The following is a 15,045-nucleotide window of genomic DNA, read 5'->3' as shown; positions in this document are numbered from 1 at the left end:
GCACGCGCTTCGCAACATTGAAGACTATAGCGGGGCCCCCGCTCTTGCCTTGATGCCGGCCCTAGTGGCACATGGCGCACATGCGACTCATTATTTTCGATCTGGACGGTACGCTCGTCGACAGTCAGGCGACGATCGTTGCCTGCACACGCAGCGGCTTTGCGGCCGAAGGGCTGGAGCCGCCGCCCGCCCAGGCCATCCGCCGCATCATTGGCCTGTCGCTCGTCAAGGCGATGGAGGTTCTTCTCGGGCGCAGCGATCCGGTTCTGGCCGCGAGGATCGCCGAAGGCTATCGCGCAGCCTTCCAGATACGACGCAATGATCCCACTCTCCAGGAACCGCTGTTCCCCGGCTCGCGTGCGATGCTGGAGGATCTTTCCAGGCGGGGACTGATCATGGGTGTCGCTACCGGCAAATCGATGCGCGGCGTCCACAGCATGCTGACGACACACGATCTAGGCGGTTTCTTCACAACGTTGCAGGCTGCCGACGGTCATCCCTCGAAACCGCACCCATCGATGCTTATCGAGGCCATGGCCGAGACTGGAGTTGCGCCTGAACAGACGGCGATGATCGGTGATACCAGCTATGACATGGAGATGGCCAAGGCCGCAGGCGTGCGGCCCATCGGCGTCGATTGGGGAAATCATGACCGTTCAGACCTGCTCCAGGCTGGGGCCGTCTCGATCCTGAGCAATTGGCAAGAATTGACGCCAGCGCTCGGCCTGCACATGGCGGCGACCTAGTCTCCCTCGCTGGCGAGGATGGCGGTGACGCGCTTTAGCCAATTTCGGCGGTCATCGAGGCCGATCGCACCACCATTGATCCGCCGACACACCCCCTCGAAGCTCGAGATCGCAAGGAGGCCTTGCGAGCGCCAATAAGCGGTCGCGATGTCCAGTGCATGCTCGGGCGCGGCGACGAGGTCCGGCTGACCCACCAGATCCAGCCCGACCTCCTTCCCGATCGCCAGATAGCTGGACCGGCCCGTCAGTTGAATGTAGCCGCGACCGCGATAGCGGTAGCCGTCGCCCGAGGCCTCGTCACCATTGCCCATCCTTGCCGCATAGACGAGATTGGCTAGCTTGACCGGTGCGCCCTCGAATTTTGCGGCGACCTCGAGACTGCGAAAGCGCGCCGGCCAAACCTGCAGTAAACGGCTCGCGCGGTAGTTCAGATTTTCCTCAAAGCGCGTCAGGCCTTGCGTCTCATGGCCGATCGTCGCGAGGAAATAGAGGATGGCGCTGCCGCTCAAGCCATGGACGGCAAACGCCCGGGCGGCCCGTTCGGCAAAGCCTTCCGCATGGCTGGCCGGGGCCTTCGGATAGAGGCTTCGCACGACATGGTCATTGAGCATCATTAATCTCGGCTGGTGTCTAAATAAGACTATATGCCTATTTACCAGGAAAACAATCCTTTGAAGCCAGCCGTTGCAGCGGCGCGAGCAAGCGTGTAGCGCTCGGTCGGCCTGCAGTTGAGCGGAAGTCCATGGCGAAGCGGTTCTATAAGGATGTTCAGGCCAGCGCGGCGGAGGATGGCTTCGCGATCCTCCTGGATGGCCGGCCCCTGCGCACGCCCGTGCGTCGGGTGCTGATCCTGCCGACCAGGGCGCTGGCCGACCTCGTTGCAGAGGAATGGGCGGCGCAGGCTAAGGAGATCGTGCCCGATTCCATGCCACTCACCCGTCTGGCGACGACGGTGCTGGATCTCATGCCGACGCGTCGTACCGACGCGGAGGCGGAAATTTTGGGCTATGGAGAGACCGACCTGCTCTGCTACCGCGCCGCGCATCCTCAAGATCTCGCGGCGCGCCAGGCCGAGGCCTGGCAAAAATGGCTGGACTGGGCGCATCTGCATCTGGATTCACGTCTCGTCACGACGACCGGTATCGCGGCGATCCAACAGGACGAGGGGGCGCTGTGTGGGCTCAAGCGCGCCGTTAAGGCTCTGGACGACTGGCGGCTCACAGCACTCCATGCGGCAACGTCCCTTATGGGATCGATCATCCTGGGACTGGCCCTGCAGCGAGGCGCGCTGACGCCGGCCGAGGGATTCGAGGCGGCGGTTCTGGACGAGCTCTACGAGATGGAGCGTTGGGGCGAGGAAGCCGATCTGCTCCAACGTCACGCTCGGCTGCGACGCGATCTCGAAGCGGTCTCGGCTTTCCTCGCCGCTCTCGGCTGACCGTCCGGTCGACGATGGTCCGGGGGCATGCTACGCGCATGCTATCAGGGAGCCATCGGGCGAGGAGAAAACAGCCTTGCAGGATATCATCGCGCAGCTCGAGACGATGCGGCAAGGAGCTCGTTCCGGCGGCGGCGAGAAGCGGGTCACGGCCCAGCATAGTCGCGGCAAGCTGACGGCGCGGGAGAGGCTGGAACTCTTGCTCGATCCCGGCTCCTTCGAAGAGACCGACATGTTCGTCGAGCATCGCTGCATCGATTTCGGCATGCCCGACCAGAAGATCCCGGGCGATGGCGTCGTGACCGGCCAAGGCACCATCAACGGCCGGCTCGTCTTCGTCTTTGCGCAGGACTTCACCGTCTTTGGCGGCGCTCTTTCCGAGGCACATGCGGAAAAGATCTGTAAGGTCATGGATCGCGCGGTCGCCGTGGGGGCACCCGTCATCGGCCTCAACGATTCCGGCGGCGCCCGCATCCAGGAGGGCGTAGCCAGCCTGGCCGGCTATGCGGATGTCTTCCTGCGCAACGTCATGGCCTCAGGCGTCGTACCGCAGCTTTCCTTGATCATGGGACCGTGCGCGGGCGGTGCGGTCTATTCGCCGGCCATGACCGATTTCATCTTCATGGTTAAGGACAGCTCCTACATGTTCGTCACCGGGCCCGAGGTTGTCCGAACCGTGACGAACGAGGTGGTGACGGCCGAGGAACTGGGCGGCGCCTTCACCCACGCGGCCCGCTCCGGCGTCGCCGATGTCGCCTTCGACAATGATGCGCAGGCGCTGGATCAGGCGCGACGCTTCATCGACTTTCTGCCGTCTTCGAATCGTGAGCCGCCGCCATCCAGGTCTTGTCTCGATCCGGTCGAGCGCGACGATCCCTCGCTCGACACCCTGGTGCCGCTCAATCCGAACAAGCCCTATGACATGATGGAGCTGATCGAGAAGATCGTAGACGAGAGCGACTTCTTCGAGCTCCAGCCCGATTTTGCCCGTAACATCGTGATAGGCCTGGGCCGCATCGATGGCACTACCGTCGGCGTCGTCGCCAACCAGCCCATGGTGCTGGCGGGCTGTCTCGACATTGATAGTTCGCGCAAGGCAGCGCGCTTCGTGCGCTTTTGCGACTGCTTCAATATCCCGATCCTGACCTTGGTCGACGTGCCGGGCTTCCTCCCTGGTACGGCGCAGGAATATGGCGGCATCATCAAGCATGGCGCAAAACTGCTCTATGCCTATGCGGAGGCGACTGTCCCCAAGGTCACGGTCATCACGCGCAAGGCCTATGGCGGGGCCTATGACGTCATGTCGTCCAAACATCTGCGCGGCGATGTGAATTTCGCCTGGCCGACGGCGGAGATCGCGGTGATGGGGGCCAAAGGGGCCGTGGAGATCATCTTTCGCGCGGACATCGATGACACGGCCAAGATCGAGGCCCGCACGCAGGATTACAAGAAACGCTTCGCCAACCCGTTCGTCGCAGCAAGGCGGGGCTTCGTCGACGACGTGATCATGCCTCATGGCACGCGGCGTCGCGTCGCCCAGTCGCTGCGCTGGCTGCGAACCAAAACGCTAGAAAATCCAAAGAAGAAGCACGGCAACGTGCCGCTTTGAGGCAAGAATGTTCAAGAAGATCCTGATCGCCAATCGCGGCGAGATCGCCTGTCGCATCATCCGCACCTGCGATCAGTTGGGTATCCCGACGGTCGCCGTCTATTCCGAAGCGGACGCCCAGGCACTTTTCGTCCGCATGGCGGGCGAGCGCGTGGCGATCGGCACCTCGCCTGCGGCCGAGAGCTATCTTCGCATCGAGGCCATCATCGAGGCCTGCCGGCAAACAGGGGCCGATGCCGTGCATCCGGGCTATGGATTTCTCTCCGAGCGCGCAGCCTTTGCCCAGGCGCTCGAGGCGGAAGGGATCACCTTCATCGGCCCGCCAGTGGCAGCCATCGAGGCCATGGGCGACAAGATCGAAAGCAAGCGCCTGGCGCGTGCCGCCGGCGTGAGCACCGTCCAGGGCACGCTGGAGCCGATCGAGGATGCCGAGGAAGCACTGCGCATCGCCAGCGAAATCGGCTATCCCTTGATGGTCAAGGCATCGGCTGGCGGCGGCGGCAAGGGCATGCGCGTCGTCAAGGAAGCGGCCGGGCTGGCCGATGGCCTGGAGCGCGCCCGTTCGGAGGCCCGTTCCTCCTTCGGTGACGATCGCGTCTTCATCGAAAAATTCATCACCGACCCTCGCCACATCGAGATCCAGGTCCTGGGTGACCGGCACGGCACCATTCTCCATCTGGGCGAGCGCGAATGCTCGATCCAGCGGCGGCATCAAAAGGTGATCGAGGAGGCACCATCGCCTTTCCTCGACGAGGCGACCCGGGCTGCCATGGGTGCCCAGGCGATCAGCCTTGCGCGCGCCGTCGATTACCATTCGGCGGGCACAGTCGAGTTCATCGTCGATGGCGATCGGAATTTCTATTTCCTCGAGATGAATACCCGCCTGCAGGTCGAGCATCCCGTCACCGAGATGGTCTATGGCGTCGACCTGGTCGAGGAGATGATAAAGATTGCTGCCGGCCAGAAGCTGAAGCTGCGGCAGCAGGAACTCGTTCCTCAGGGTTGGGCCGTCGAGGCCCGGATCTATGCGGAAGAGCCGGCCCGCGGTTTCCTCCCCTCGATCGGCCGGCTTGTCCGCTACGAAGAGCCGGGCTTGGAAGGCCTGCGAATTGACAGCGGCGTCGTCGAGGGCGGGGAGGTTTCCATGTTCTATGATCCCATGATCGCCAAGATTGTTGGCCATGGGGCAAGCCGCCAATCGGCAATCGACCTGTTACGGCAGGCTCTCGACATGTTCGTCATCGACGGTCCCCGCCATAACGTGGCGTTCCTCTCGGCCTTGCTGGCGCATCCTCGCTTCGCGGCTGGACGTCTGACGACGGGCTTCATCGCCGAGGAGTTCGGCGAGCGCTTCGGCAGTGTCGAATTGCCTGCGGATCGGTTGGAGAAGTTGGCGGCGGTCGTTGTCGCCATGCGTCTCATCGAGGCGGCTCGGGCGGTCCCGGCCGCGCCCTTCATGCCGCCAAGAGTGGAGACCGCCTGGGTCGTGGAGGGCGCCGGAGCGGGTCTTTCCGTCGATGCCGCTAGCCTCGATGGTCGCCATGCCACGATGCGCGTCAATGAGAGCGAAATCAGCCTTGTCCTCGACTGGCGACCTGGTCTCCGGTTGGCGCGCGCGACCTTCAAGGAGGGCACGACGCTGGCCTTGCAGGTAAGGCCGGTCCGTGAGGGCTATGTCCTAAGGCATGCCGGGGCGGAGATGACGCTCATTGTCCGCACCCTGCGCGCAGCGAATTTCCTGGCACGTACGCCGGCTAAGGAAAGGGCCGAGAAGGCGCATCAGCTGAAATCGCCAATGCCGGGGTTGATCATCAAGGTCAGTGTCCAGGCCGGCCAGGAGATCAAGGTCGGCGAGGAAATCCTCGTTCTGGAGGCCATGAAGATGGAGAACGTGCTGCTAGCAGAGGAGGATGGGGTGGTTGGCGAGGTGCTGGTCCAGGCGGCGGAGGTCGTGAGCGCGGACCAGGTGCTCATCACCTTCGCCTGACTTCCGGAACAGTCCGGGCGGGGGCACTGGGCAAGCTCCATCCGGCGGTCTATGCGAGTGTGCATGAAGATAGCGACTTTTAACGTCAATTCGATCAATGCACGTCTTGGCAACCTGACCCAGTGGCTGGAGGCTGTCGGCCCGGATATAGTCTTGCTCCAGGAAATCAAATGCCAGACCGAGGCCTTCCCCACGCTGGCGTTCGAGACGCTGGGCTACCAGGCAAGGGCGCTTGGCCAGAAGAGCTATAATGGCGTGGCCATTCTCTCACGTCATTCGATCGAGGACGTCCTCGAAGGCCTGCCTGGCGATAGCGAGGATGCGCAGGCTCGCTATCTCGAAGCGACCATCCAGGGCGTGCGCGTCGCGGCGATCTATCTGCCCAATGGCAATCCGATCGCGACCCACAAATTTGACTACAAGCTAGCCTGGATGACGCGCCTGCACACTCGGGCAGCCGATTTGCTCAAGACAGGGGGGCCGGTCGTTCTGGGCGGCGATTACAATGTCATCCCGGAACCGGTGGATTGCGAGAACCCGGCTGAGTGGCAGGACGATGCTCTCTTTCAGCCGCAAAGCCGGCGTGCCTTTCGCGCCCTTTTGCATCTCGGCTACTACGATGCCTTCCGCTCCCTCCATCCGGAGGCAAGGCGCGCCTATACGTTCTGGGACTACCAAAGAGGCGCGTTGCAGCGAGACGATGGGATCCGCATCGATCATCTCCTCCTTTCCCCGCAGGCGCTGGATCGACTAGTGAGCTGTGGCATCGACAAAGCGCCAAGGCTCGAGCCCAAGGCTTCGGACCACACGCCCATCATGTTGGAGTTGCGTCCATGACCGGCGCTATTCATCGAGGCGGTTGCCAGTGCGGCGCCGTCCGATTTGTCGCCAGTGGTCAGGCGAGCAATGTCGGCTACTGTCATTGCCGCATCTGCCAGCGCACCACTGGTGCACCCGTCACCGTCTGGGGCGACTGGGATGTCCAACGCTTCCGATTCACAAGCAAGCAGCACCCGCGCGTCTTTGCCTCCTCGGCGCATGGACGGCGCTGGTTCTGCGAACAATGCGGCGCCTCGATCGGCTATATGGATGAGCGGGCCCCCCGGATTGTCGAGATCAACATCCTTGCCCTGGACGATCCGGGCGAGATCGCTCCGTCGCATCATAGCTGGACGGCCAGCAGCGTTTCCTGGTTCGAGATCGCGGACCGCTTGCCGCGCCACGAGGAAGACGGACCAGCCGGCTAGAAGATGGCCTCAATAAGCCTGTATCCACCGGGAGACGAGGCTGTCCTGAACGGCCTTCGCGTTCTCGATCCAGCGGAGTGCCGGGCCATCCAGCGGCTTGCGATCGCCCGCGGCGGCGTCGTAGGCGGCTCGCTTGCCCGCATCAAGGCACATGATGGCAAAGACCAGGGTTCGGCCGCTCTGGGTCTGAGCATAGCCGGCAAGTGCGCTGACATAAGCCATGGTTCCCGTCTTGGCGTGCACGCGTCCCGCCATGGCCGGGCCCTTGAGGCGACCACGCAACGTGCCGCTCAGACCTCCCTCGGCCAGCATCGCCATGAATGCGTTGCCCTCGGGCTGTCTGGCCGCCATCTCCAGCAGCGAGGCCAGTTGCAGTGGCGTGAGGCGCGAGCGGGCGGAAAGTCCGGAAAGATTGGCCAGGAAGGCGCTTTTGCCGGCAAACACCGGGACGTCGCGGGCCAGGGCTTCACTCACCACCTGAGCCGCGGCTTGTAGGGAGCTAGGCTGGCCGGCCAGTCGTTGCGCCGTTGCCAGGCCCAGAAGTTCGGCCATCTGGTTATTGCTGTAATGGAGCATGTCGGTGACGAGTTCGCTCAAGGGCGGGCTGTCGTGCACGACGAGCACGCGCCCGCCCACGAGCGTGCCGCGTGTTGGCTCGGGCATCTGGATGCCGGCCTCGCGCGAAGCTGTTTTGAAAAGCGCACCCGTCTGCAGGCCCGGGTCCGCCACGGGAAACGCTAGAGCCCCGCTAGTCGAGCGATCCGCCGCCAACTCGAACGTGGTGCCGCCGTGCGAATCGACCATGGGGTTGATCGCATCCCTTGGCAGGATGCCCGGCTTGACGACGGTGGCACGCAGATTGTCGGCTTCCGGACTGATCCAGGTGGAGACGGTCTTGCCTTTCCCTTTGCCGCGCTGTGCCCAGCCTACCGTCACCCTGTTGAATTCCGACGAAAGCGCGCCTACCCCGGCATTCGTGGGGGATTGCGCGGGCTGGGTAGGATCGAGTCGCAGCAGCAAGGGCAGGGCGCCGTCATCGACCAGAAGCCTGCCCTCGACCCGCTTGATGCCCAGCGACCCAAGGTTGGCGACTAGAGCTCGGATGTCGTCCATCACGAGCCTGGGATCGCCGGTACCGACGATGCAGAGATCACCATGGAGCGTTCCGTCGACAATCGGCCCGTTTGTGGTCAGCCGCGTCTCGAAACGGTACGCCGGCCCCAGCACCTTGAGCGCCATCCAGGCGGTCAGCAGCTTGACCGTGGAGGCTGGGATGAAAGATTGCCCGCTCGCCTGGCTTTCGAGCACTTGATTGGTTTGCGGGTCGAGAAGGACGAAGCCGATCTGCCCGGATTGCAGGGCCGCGGCGCCGGCCGAAATTGACCTCGCATCCTCCGCGTTGGCGACGCCGGCAGAGCCGACGGCGATCAGGAGGGCAATAAGGTAAATAGGGATCAGGCCGAGCAGGTGGACGTCGAGCCGCCAGCAGCTTGCCCGCGCCTTGTCCGGAGGGGTAGGGTCTGGCCTGTTCTTTAGACCCAAACTGAGATTCGCCCTCAATGTGCCTTCCGTCGCGCCCAGCGCATCGTCTCCTCTCGGCCGCTTTCGTCCTTGCGCTCGCGGCGCTGGCGGGGTGCAGCATTTTTCAGGGTGGCCGGATCGCGAACGATCCGCGCTACATCACCGCCTTCACAACCTACTACAACGCCAATGCCGCCGAGAGCGAGCCCGGTTGCACCAATCCGCATATCGTTATGATGGACGAGCAGCGCGTCTTGAGCAGCCTACCGCAGGCACAGGCGCTGCAAATGTGGGCCAAGTACAGTTATGAACAGCGTCTTCAGCCATCGCAGGAACTGGTCTGCCAGGGGGAGGCCACACGCTATTTCAGTGTCAGGAAAAGCCAGAATCCGGTCGTCGTCTCAATGAGCGGGCCGAAGCGTCCTGGCTCTTGAGCTAATGCCGCCGGAGTGGACGTCGCACGGTTTTACGTTCGTGACTGGTCGACCGATGGAATAAGGAGCTTAGCTCTACCAGGATATACGCGATCGGGTACGGTGAATGATAACGCTCGCGCGGGCGAGGTAGCTGGGAAGACTGATGGCGATCGCTCCACACGACGACGTCGATGTTGAAGATGACGATGCGATCGATGGGCCGACCAGGAGCACGCCCAAGTCGGACGATCAGGCATCACGTCCGGCGGTTGGCAGCGGCGGTGCCGTGATGGCGGTGATGAAAGGGCACTCGCGTCTGAAGTCGCTTCTTTCCATCGCAGTCGGTCTAGGACTTTTCCTGATCTCCCTCTGGGTTCTGCATCGCTGGGCATCGAATGTCAGTTTGGATCAGCTGGGTACCGAGCTTGTCCGAATTAGCCTCATGCAGTTCGTCCTGGCGCTTTTTTTTACCGCGCTCAGCTTCGTCGCCCTGGTCGGCTATGAGTACTACGCCGTACGCTATGTACATCGCAAACTGCCCTTGAAGCAGATTGCAATCTATTCTTTCGTGACCCAGGCCGTGGCGCACGCGGTCGGTTTTGCGATCTTCGTTGGCGCCACGATCCGCTACAAACTCTACAGCTTGCATGGCTTCAACATCATCGATGTCGCCAAGATCCAGGTTTTCTTTACAACGACATTCGGCCTCGGTGCCACGACGCTCATCGGTATTGCCTTTGTGATCGAGCCTGCGCCCCTGGCGCTCGCCACTACGATTGAGGTGCCCGTCTGGCGCGCCATCGGCGTCGTCCTTCTGGCGATCGTACTAGGCTTCATCCTCTTCGAGTTCTGGTTCGATCGGCCGGTCAAGATCATGGGACAGGTCCTGGCATTGCCGGGGCCGAAGATCACGCTCCTGCAGATTTTTCTAGGAATAGCCGATCTGGCCTCGGTCGCGGCGGCGCTGTACGTCCTGATGCCGGCGGGCTTCAACATCGATTATTTCGAGCTTTTGGGCATTTTTGCCGCCGCCTTGACGGTCGGCCTCATCAGCCATGTGCCCGGCAGTCTGGGCGTCTTCGAATCCGCCGTCATCTTGATGATCCAACCCTCACCCGAATTGACCGCGCCGCTGATCGGCGCCCTTATCGCCTTTCGCGCCATCTATTACATGCTGCCACTGGTGGTGGGTTCGCTGACGCTGGGCGTCATTGAGCTGCGTCGTGGCCTCAGCCATGCCCGCGACAAGCGTCGCGCCTCGCTCGGCTGAATGGGCTCGACGTTGCAGCGAGGAATGCGATGAGTTCGCCTGCCGGCGAAGCGGCATTTCCTAGCTTTCGTGCCGCCAGTGCCCCCGGTTCGGACTGGTCTCGCGCCTTGGCGGCCTGTCTGGCACAACTCGATCCCCTGCCAGCCGGCGGAAATATTGGCTTCGTCTTCCTGAGCGAAGCGCTGGCCAGTGACGCGGACGCGATCCTCAATGGTCTGCGCCAAGGTACCGGCATCGAGCGCTGGGTCGGCACAGCTGCCGCCGCCGTCCATCGCCAAGGCATGCGAGAAGCTTTGGGTCAGGGGCTGGCGGTCTTGGCGGGTCGCCTGCCTGAGCGCAGCTCACGCCTTTTCGACGCCGAAGCTTATCCGGCTGGGCCGCCCGGTCACGTGGCCCTCCTGCACGTAGCGGCAGATCTTGAGCAGGCGGGCGGCCGTTTGGAGGAGCTAGCGCGAAACTGCGCTTTTTGGTCCATGGGTGGCACGACGCATCGATCGATCCTGCCTCTTGCCGTCGCCGGCTGCTTGAGTGAGGGAGGTATCACCGGGGTGTGCTTCACCGAAGACTTAGCACTCGTGCCGATCGTCGTCCGCGCCGGTGTCAATCTTGGCGCCGCCTGCCGTCTTGATGGGCGCCTCAATCGGACACTCACGCGCCTTGATGGAAGCCCGGCGTTGACCGTGGCTCTGGAACGCGCTGGCGATCTTCTGAGGCATCGACCATCGCTCGTGGCCCAGCAGATCTCGATCGGAGTGGGCAATACGGGCGAGGGTGTGCGCACCGTTGCCCGTGTCGTCGGCATCGACGAGGGATCGGGGGGCTTGATCCTTGATCGCGATCTGCCGCCCACGGATCACGTTTATCTGCTCCGCCGCGATGGTGCCTCCGCTCAGGCGGCTCTAAAGGACGCGGCAGCGCAGGCGCGTCGCAGGCTAGGTGATCGCTTCCCGCAGGCGCTCATCTATTACGTGCCTCGCGATCGCCAGCAGTATCTCCTGGGGCCGTGTTTCGATGAAGTCGGCAGTATGCGGGAGATGTTGGGCATGCCGCCGTCGATTGGCGTTGTTGTCGATCAGACCATCGTAGATACTCAGCTTGAGAGCCTGACCTCGGTCGCCTTGATCATCGCCTGAGCCCGAGCGTCCGCCGTTCGTGCGGACACGGCGATGCTTCCTCAGCATGGTAGTGATCGAGCCAAGCGATCGGAATCGCTACGCCGCAAGGTCCCTTGAACCAGGAGGCTATCTGGTCGCGAAACGCCACCGCTCGAACCGGCTCGCTTGATCCATTTGATTCGATGAGGCGAGCCTGCCGGGCCTGTCGGGATCACGCTCCTTCGTCCCGCGAGCCAAGACTGCCCCAACCGCCATAGGCGTTCGCGAAACTGGATGTCGAAGACGACCGTTCCGGAAATGACGGCGTCCGATAGCGGGTGGAGCGTCGGTCCCGTTTCGCGTGGAGCAGCTAGGACGGCCTAGTGAGGCGGCTGACGAGATCGGCCTGCATTGCCGCAAAGGGCGTCTTGCCAGATCGCTCCGTAAGGCGCTGCTCGAAGGCAGCAGCCAGACAAAGGCGTATCTGACGCTGTTAAGCCGGTCCCGTCGTTCACGTGCGGCCCACTCGCTGCGACACCGAGGGCTATCATCGCCAGTCGTGCGCCTCACCACCAAGCGCGGTCTTCTGCCTGGGGTTGGCGGCGCCCCCCGAGGCGTATGCGTCTCAGGCTAGTGAGCTGTATCCTTCTTTTCGACGGTGTCGGCCAGGACACGGGCCATGTTGCAAAGCGCTTCCTGGTGTTTGCGGCTCGGAATATTGGCGAAATTCCGCGCTAGCTCGAGAAGCATACGCTGCTGCGGCATCATCTCGGGCGGTTGGCGCTTGCCTCCGGAGGCGTCCAGGTCCTCGAAAAAGTAATTCACCTCGACGCCCAGCGCTTGAGCGATCTGATAGAGCCGGCCGGCCGATATCCGGTTGATGCCGGTCTCGTACTTATGCGCCTGCTGATAGGTCACGCCGATCAGTTCCGCCATGTGCTGCTGCGTCAACCCCAGCATGATCCGGCGCTGGCGAATGCGCAGGCTCACCAGATGGTCTGCATCGATCGCGCGGCCGCGGCCGGTCTGAGTACGAGTCGCTGTGCTTTCCACGCCTTGATCCATTCTCGTCTGCTCCGAGTGGTCGCGGTCAGCGCGACTGTTCCCGTTTTCTGATGACGACCCAGAGCTACATTTAGCTAAAATTCGCGTCAATCTTTATCGCTGGTCGAAAGCCGCTCGATTCATTCGATCGCTCTATAGTACCTCCGGTTAGGCGACGTCCACCTATGAGCGGGCAGAGAAACACCCCGAATCGCACCCCAAGGTATTGCATAAACGGCCAATCCTCTGAACGATCGCGATAACGGGCTCGAAATGGCCGCCTTTTCCCAAGCTCGAATGAGGTGAACCGACGGTTTCGCCTCGCGGGTCCGCGATTCGCAAGATCCAGGCGTGAGTGCCGTCTTGAAATCCTTCGACGCCCGGACCCAGGATTGGCGAGGTCTGTCCCTCGCGCGTAGCTGCAGGCCGACAGAGTGCGCATGCAGAGTGCGACTTGGCGGCGAGGTGTGCTGACTAGCCTTGACGGCCTCCGCCGAGAAACGGATCTGCTCGCGAAGACGGTCTATGCTGTAGTGTGAGCTTCATTGAAGGTTCGTTGAGAAGCATGGCGCTCTCGATGAGACGTTCGTGCCCGGCAAGGACGGCTACTGTCGCATCCTCGTGATGAAGCAGCCGATCACCGTCAACCCGTCCGAGCCCATCCCTTATTGCGCGCTGGCCCTCGCAAACTTGGTCGGGCGCGCTGGTGCGCGGCCAGGGTCTTCTCGCCCGTCACCAAGCACGTCCGAGCCTGGGAGCTGTCAGCATGGTCGGCTTCGTCGTCGAGCCGCACCAGATCTTTGCCGGCGCAAGTGATGATCAGTTGTTTTGTTCACGCAGGAGGATGATCGAGAGGCGGCGGTTGCGTGGATTGTCGGGCAAGGTGTCGGCAAGCGGCTGGCCCGCTGCCTTGCCGATGACATCGGCGACCCGCTCTGGTGACAGCCCCTGTTGCACCATGGCGATGCGGGCGGCGTTGGCACGGTCGCTCGAGAGACGCCAATTATCATAGCCCGAGCCCGCACCATAGGGTCGGTCATCCGTGTGGCCGCGAATGGAGATCGCATTGGGGAGCTTGGTTATCGCCTTGGCGACAACACCCAGGAGCTTGCCGGCAAGTGGATACATGACGTCGCTGCCCAGGGGGAACATCGGCGCATTGTCACGATCGATGATCTGCACTTCCAGCCCCTCGGGACTTTGTGAGAATAGAAGATTGTCCGAGAAGCTAGCCAGTTGCGGGTCCTCCTCAACGCTCTTGAGAATCGCTGCCTGCGTCCGCTGAAAATCAAGCGTCTCACGCTCCTGCAATTCCTGCCGCAAGTTGGCATCGCTCATCGGCGAGGCTCGCGAGTCGGCGATCGCCATATAGTCGTTCGCATCGGGATTTTCCGGGCGATCGGGCGGCGGCATGGGACGCTCGATGATCAGCCCCAGCGGCGAGCGCTTGATGATGTTGGGCGGCCCGTCGGTGCTCTGATCGTCCATGATGCTGTTCGACATCGGATGACCGCTCACAGCGGCATCGGTGAAATATTCCGAGAGACCTTGCAGCGTTGCCTTGTTGGCCGAGGTGATCAGCCAGAGAAGGAGGAAGAACGCCATCATGGCCGTCACGAAATCGGCATAGGCGATCTTCCAGGCCGAACTGCCATGATGACCGCCATGGCTGCCACCTCGCTTGATGATGATGATGCGACGATCGTTGCGCGCGGCCATGGCAGGGCTCCGGATCAGATCGCGCTGGGCGCCAGGGGATCGGCAGGCAGGGCCTCGAACATCTCCTCCATTTCCTTGAACGAAGGCTGGCTCGTCGTCGGCACGTTGCCGCGTGCCAGTTCGCAGGCAACAGGAGCCGGGTGGCCCTGTAGCGAACCGATCAGGCAGTCCTTGATGACGGCGTAGAAATGGCCGTCTTCATGATAGGTAGCCCGCATCTTCGCCGCCATCGGCCCGACAAAGCCATAGGAAAGGAGGATCCCCAGAAAGGTGCCGACCAATGCGCCCCCGATCATCGCGCCCAGTATCTCAACCGGCTGGTTGATCGAGGCCATCGTCTTCACGACGCCCAGCACTGCCGCCACGATGCCAAGGGCCGGCAGGCTGTCCGCCAGGTTTTGCAGGGCGGCACCCCGCGTCTCAAGCTCGGCCTCGTGCTTTTCAATTTGTCGCTGCATGCATTCGCTGACCTCGAACGGATCCTCGATGCTCATGACCATCATGCGCAGCGTATCGGTGATGAAGTCGAGCGCGAAGTGATCGCCCAGGATTTTCGGATAGCGCTGGAAGATCGCGCTGTCCTCCGGCTTTTCAAGATGGCTCTCGAGGATGAGCAAACCCTTGGTGCGGATGAGCTTGATCAGGGTGAACATCAAGGTCAGCACGTCGCGATAATCACTTTGTACCCAGCGCGCGCCCTTGAAGACGCGGCCGATATCCTTGAGCGCGCCCAAGACGATATGTTTGTCATTGGCGATCAGGAAGATGCCAATGGAGGCTCCGCCAATCGTCATCAACTCCAACGGCATGGCTTCGATCAGGATCTGGAAGTGGCCGCCCGCCAGATAGAACGAGCCGAAGACCATCGCTGGCACAACCAGGAAGCCGAAGATCGAAAACATGTCTCAATGTCCCGTACTCTCATCAGGGACCTATCTACGATCTCAGGTGTTA

General features: G+C 62.3%; 14 protein-coding genes. 9 read left to right on the top strand and 5 right to left on the bottom strand.

Going from position 1 to position 15,045, the window contains the following annotated elements; all coding sequences use genetic code 11:
* Positions 1 to 80 precede the first annotated feature (80 nt).
* Positions 81 to 746: an HAD-IA family hydrolase gene (locus CFB17_RS03800; protein WP_088560065.1), complete on the top strand. Its 666-nt coding sequence runs from the start codon at positions 81 to 83 to the stop codon at positions 744 to 746.
* Here CFB17_RS03800 and CFB17_RS03795 read toward each other — a convergent pair.
* The gene (locus CFB17_RS03795) at positions 743 to 1,357 is read right to left on the bottom strand and encodes a glycoside hydrolase family 19 protein (RefSeq protein WP_165769408.1); all 615 of its coding nucleotides are present in this window, start codon (positions 1,355 to 1,357) and stop codon (positions 743 to 745) included. The genes CFB17_RS03800 and CFB17_RS03795 overlap by 4 nt on opposite strands.
* A gap of 131 nt (positions 1,358 to 1,488) precedes the next feature.
* Here CFB17_RS03795 and CFB17_RS03790 point away from each other — a divergent pair, with 131 nt between their 5' ends.
* From CFB17_RS03790 to CFB17_RS03770, 5 genes are all read left to right on the top strand, one after another.
* The gene (locus CFB17_RS03790; protein WP_088560063.1) at positions 1,489 to 2,184 is read left to right on the top strand and encodes an ATP12 family chaperone protein; all 696 of its coding nucleotides are present in this window, start codon (positions 1,489 to 1,491) and stop codon (positions 2,182 to 2,184) included.
* A gap of 76 nt (positions 2,185 to 2,260) precedes the next feature.
* A complete protein-coding gene (locus CFB17_RS03785) occupies positions 2,261 to 3,793 on the top strand; it encodes an acyl-CoA carboxylase subunit beta (RefSeq protein WP_088560062.1) in 1,533 nt (510 codons plus the stop codon).
* 7 nt (positions 3,794 to 3,800) lie between these two features.
* Positions 3,801 to 5,780 (top strand): acetyl-CoA carboxylase biotin carboxylase subunit, encoded by a 1,980-nt coding sequence (locus tag CFB17_RS03780; protein WP_088560061.1) that lies wholly within the window; start codon positions 3,801 to 3,803, stop codon positions 5,778 to 5,780.
* A 63-nt stretch (positions 5,781 to 5,843) separates the two neighbouring features.
* Positions 5,844 to 6,617 carry an exodeoxyribonuclease III gene (locus CFB17_RS03775; protein ID WP_088560060.1) on the top strand — a complete coding sequence of 258 codons (774 nt, stop codon included), beginning with the start codon at positions 5,844 to 5,846 and terminating at the stop codon, positions 6,615 to 6,617.
* Entirely contained in the window at positions 6,614 to 7,027 is a 414-nt protein-coding gene (locus CFB17_RS03770; protein WP_088560059.1) for a GFA family protein, read from the top strand. The genes CFB17_RS03775 and CFB17_RS03770 overlap by 4 nt, the downstream gene beginning before the upstream one ends.
* 9 nt (positions 7,028 to 7,036) lie before the next feature.
* Here the strand turns inward: CFB17_RS03770 and dacB are convergent, their stop codons facing one another.
* Positions 7,037 to 8,587, bottom strand: a complete 1,551-nt coding sequence (gene dacB / locus CFB17_RS03765; protein WP_165769407.1) for a D-alanyl-D-alanine carboxypeptidase/D-alanyl-D-alanine endopeptidase — start codon at positions 8,585 to 8,587, stop codon at positions 7,037 to 7,039.
* Between dacB and CFB17_RS03760 the strand changes: the two genes are divergently transcribed.
* The 3 genes from CFB17_RS03760 to CFB17_RS03750 all read left to right on the top strand — a co-directional run bounded on the left by CFB17_RS03760 (position 8,587) and on the right by CFB17_RS03750 (position 11,367).
* A complete protein-coding gene (locus CFB17_RS03760; protein ID WP_088560057.1) occupies positions 8,587 to 8,982 on the top strand; it encodes a hypothetical protein in 396 nt (131 codons plus the stop codon). The genes dacB and CFB17_RS03760 overlap by 1 nt on opposite strands.
* 145 nt (positions 8,983 to 9,127) lie before the next feature.
* Positions 9,128 to 10,234 carry a putative bifunctional lysylphosphatidylglycerol flippase/synthetase gene (locus tag CFB17_RS03755; protein ID WP_088560056.1) on the top strand — a complete coding sequence of 369 codons (1,107 nt, stop codon included), beginning with the start codon at positions 9,128 to 9,130 and terminating at the stop codon, positions 10,232 to 10,234.
* A 29-nt stretch (positions 10,235 to 10,263) separates the two neighbouring features.
* The gene (locus CFB17_RS03750) at positions 10,264 to 11,367 is read left to right on the top strand and encodes an FIST domain-containing protein (RefSeq protein ID WP_088560055.1); all 1,104 of its coding nucleotides are present in this window, start codon (positions 10,264 to 10,266) and stop codon (positions 11,365 to 11,367) included.
* 591 nt (positions 11,368 to 11,958) lie between these two features.
* Here the strand turns inward: CFB17_RS03750 and CFB17_RS03745 are convergent.
* From CFB17_RS03745 to motA, 3 genes are all read right to left on the bottom strand, one after another.
* On the bottom strand, positions 11,959 to 12,393 hold the full coding sequence (locus CFB17_RS03745) for a helix-turn-helix domain-containing protein (RefSeq protein ID WP_088560054.1): 435 nt from the start codon (positions 12,391 to 12,393) through the stop codon (positions 11,959 to 11,961).
* A 798-nt stretch (positions 12,394 to 13,191) separates the two neighbouring features.
* Positions 13,192 to 14,091, bottom strand: a complete 900-nt coding sequence (locus tag CFB17_RS03740; protein WP_088560053.1) for a flagellar motor protein MotB — start codon at positions 14,089 to 14,091, stop codon at positions 13,192 to 13,194.
* Between the two features lie 14 nt (positions 14,092 to 14,105).
* Positions 14,106 to 14,993, bottom strand: coding sequence for a flagellar motor stator protein MotA (gene motA, locus CFB17_RS03735; protein ID WP_088560052.1), 888 nt, complete (start codon positions 14,991 to 14,993; stop codon positions 14,106 to 14,108).
* Positions 14,994 to 15,045 lie beyond the last annotated feature (52 nt).

Origin of the sequence: Arboricoccus pini, assembly GCF_900187945.1 — a bacterium.
GTDB classification, from domain to species: domain Bacteria; phylum Pseudomonadota; class Alphaproteobacteria; order Geminicoccales; family Geminicoccaceae; genus Arboricoccus; species Arboricoccus pini.
The sequence above is the reverse complement of the archived record's forward strand: the minus strand, read 5'-3'. Positions and strand labels throughout refer to the sequence as shown.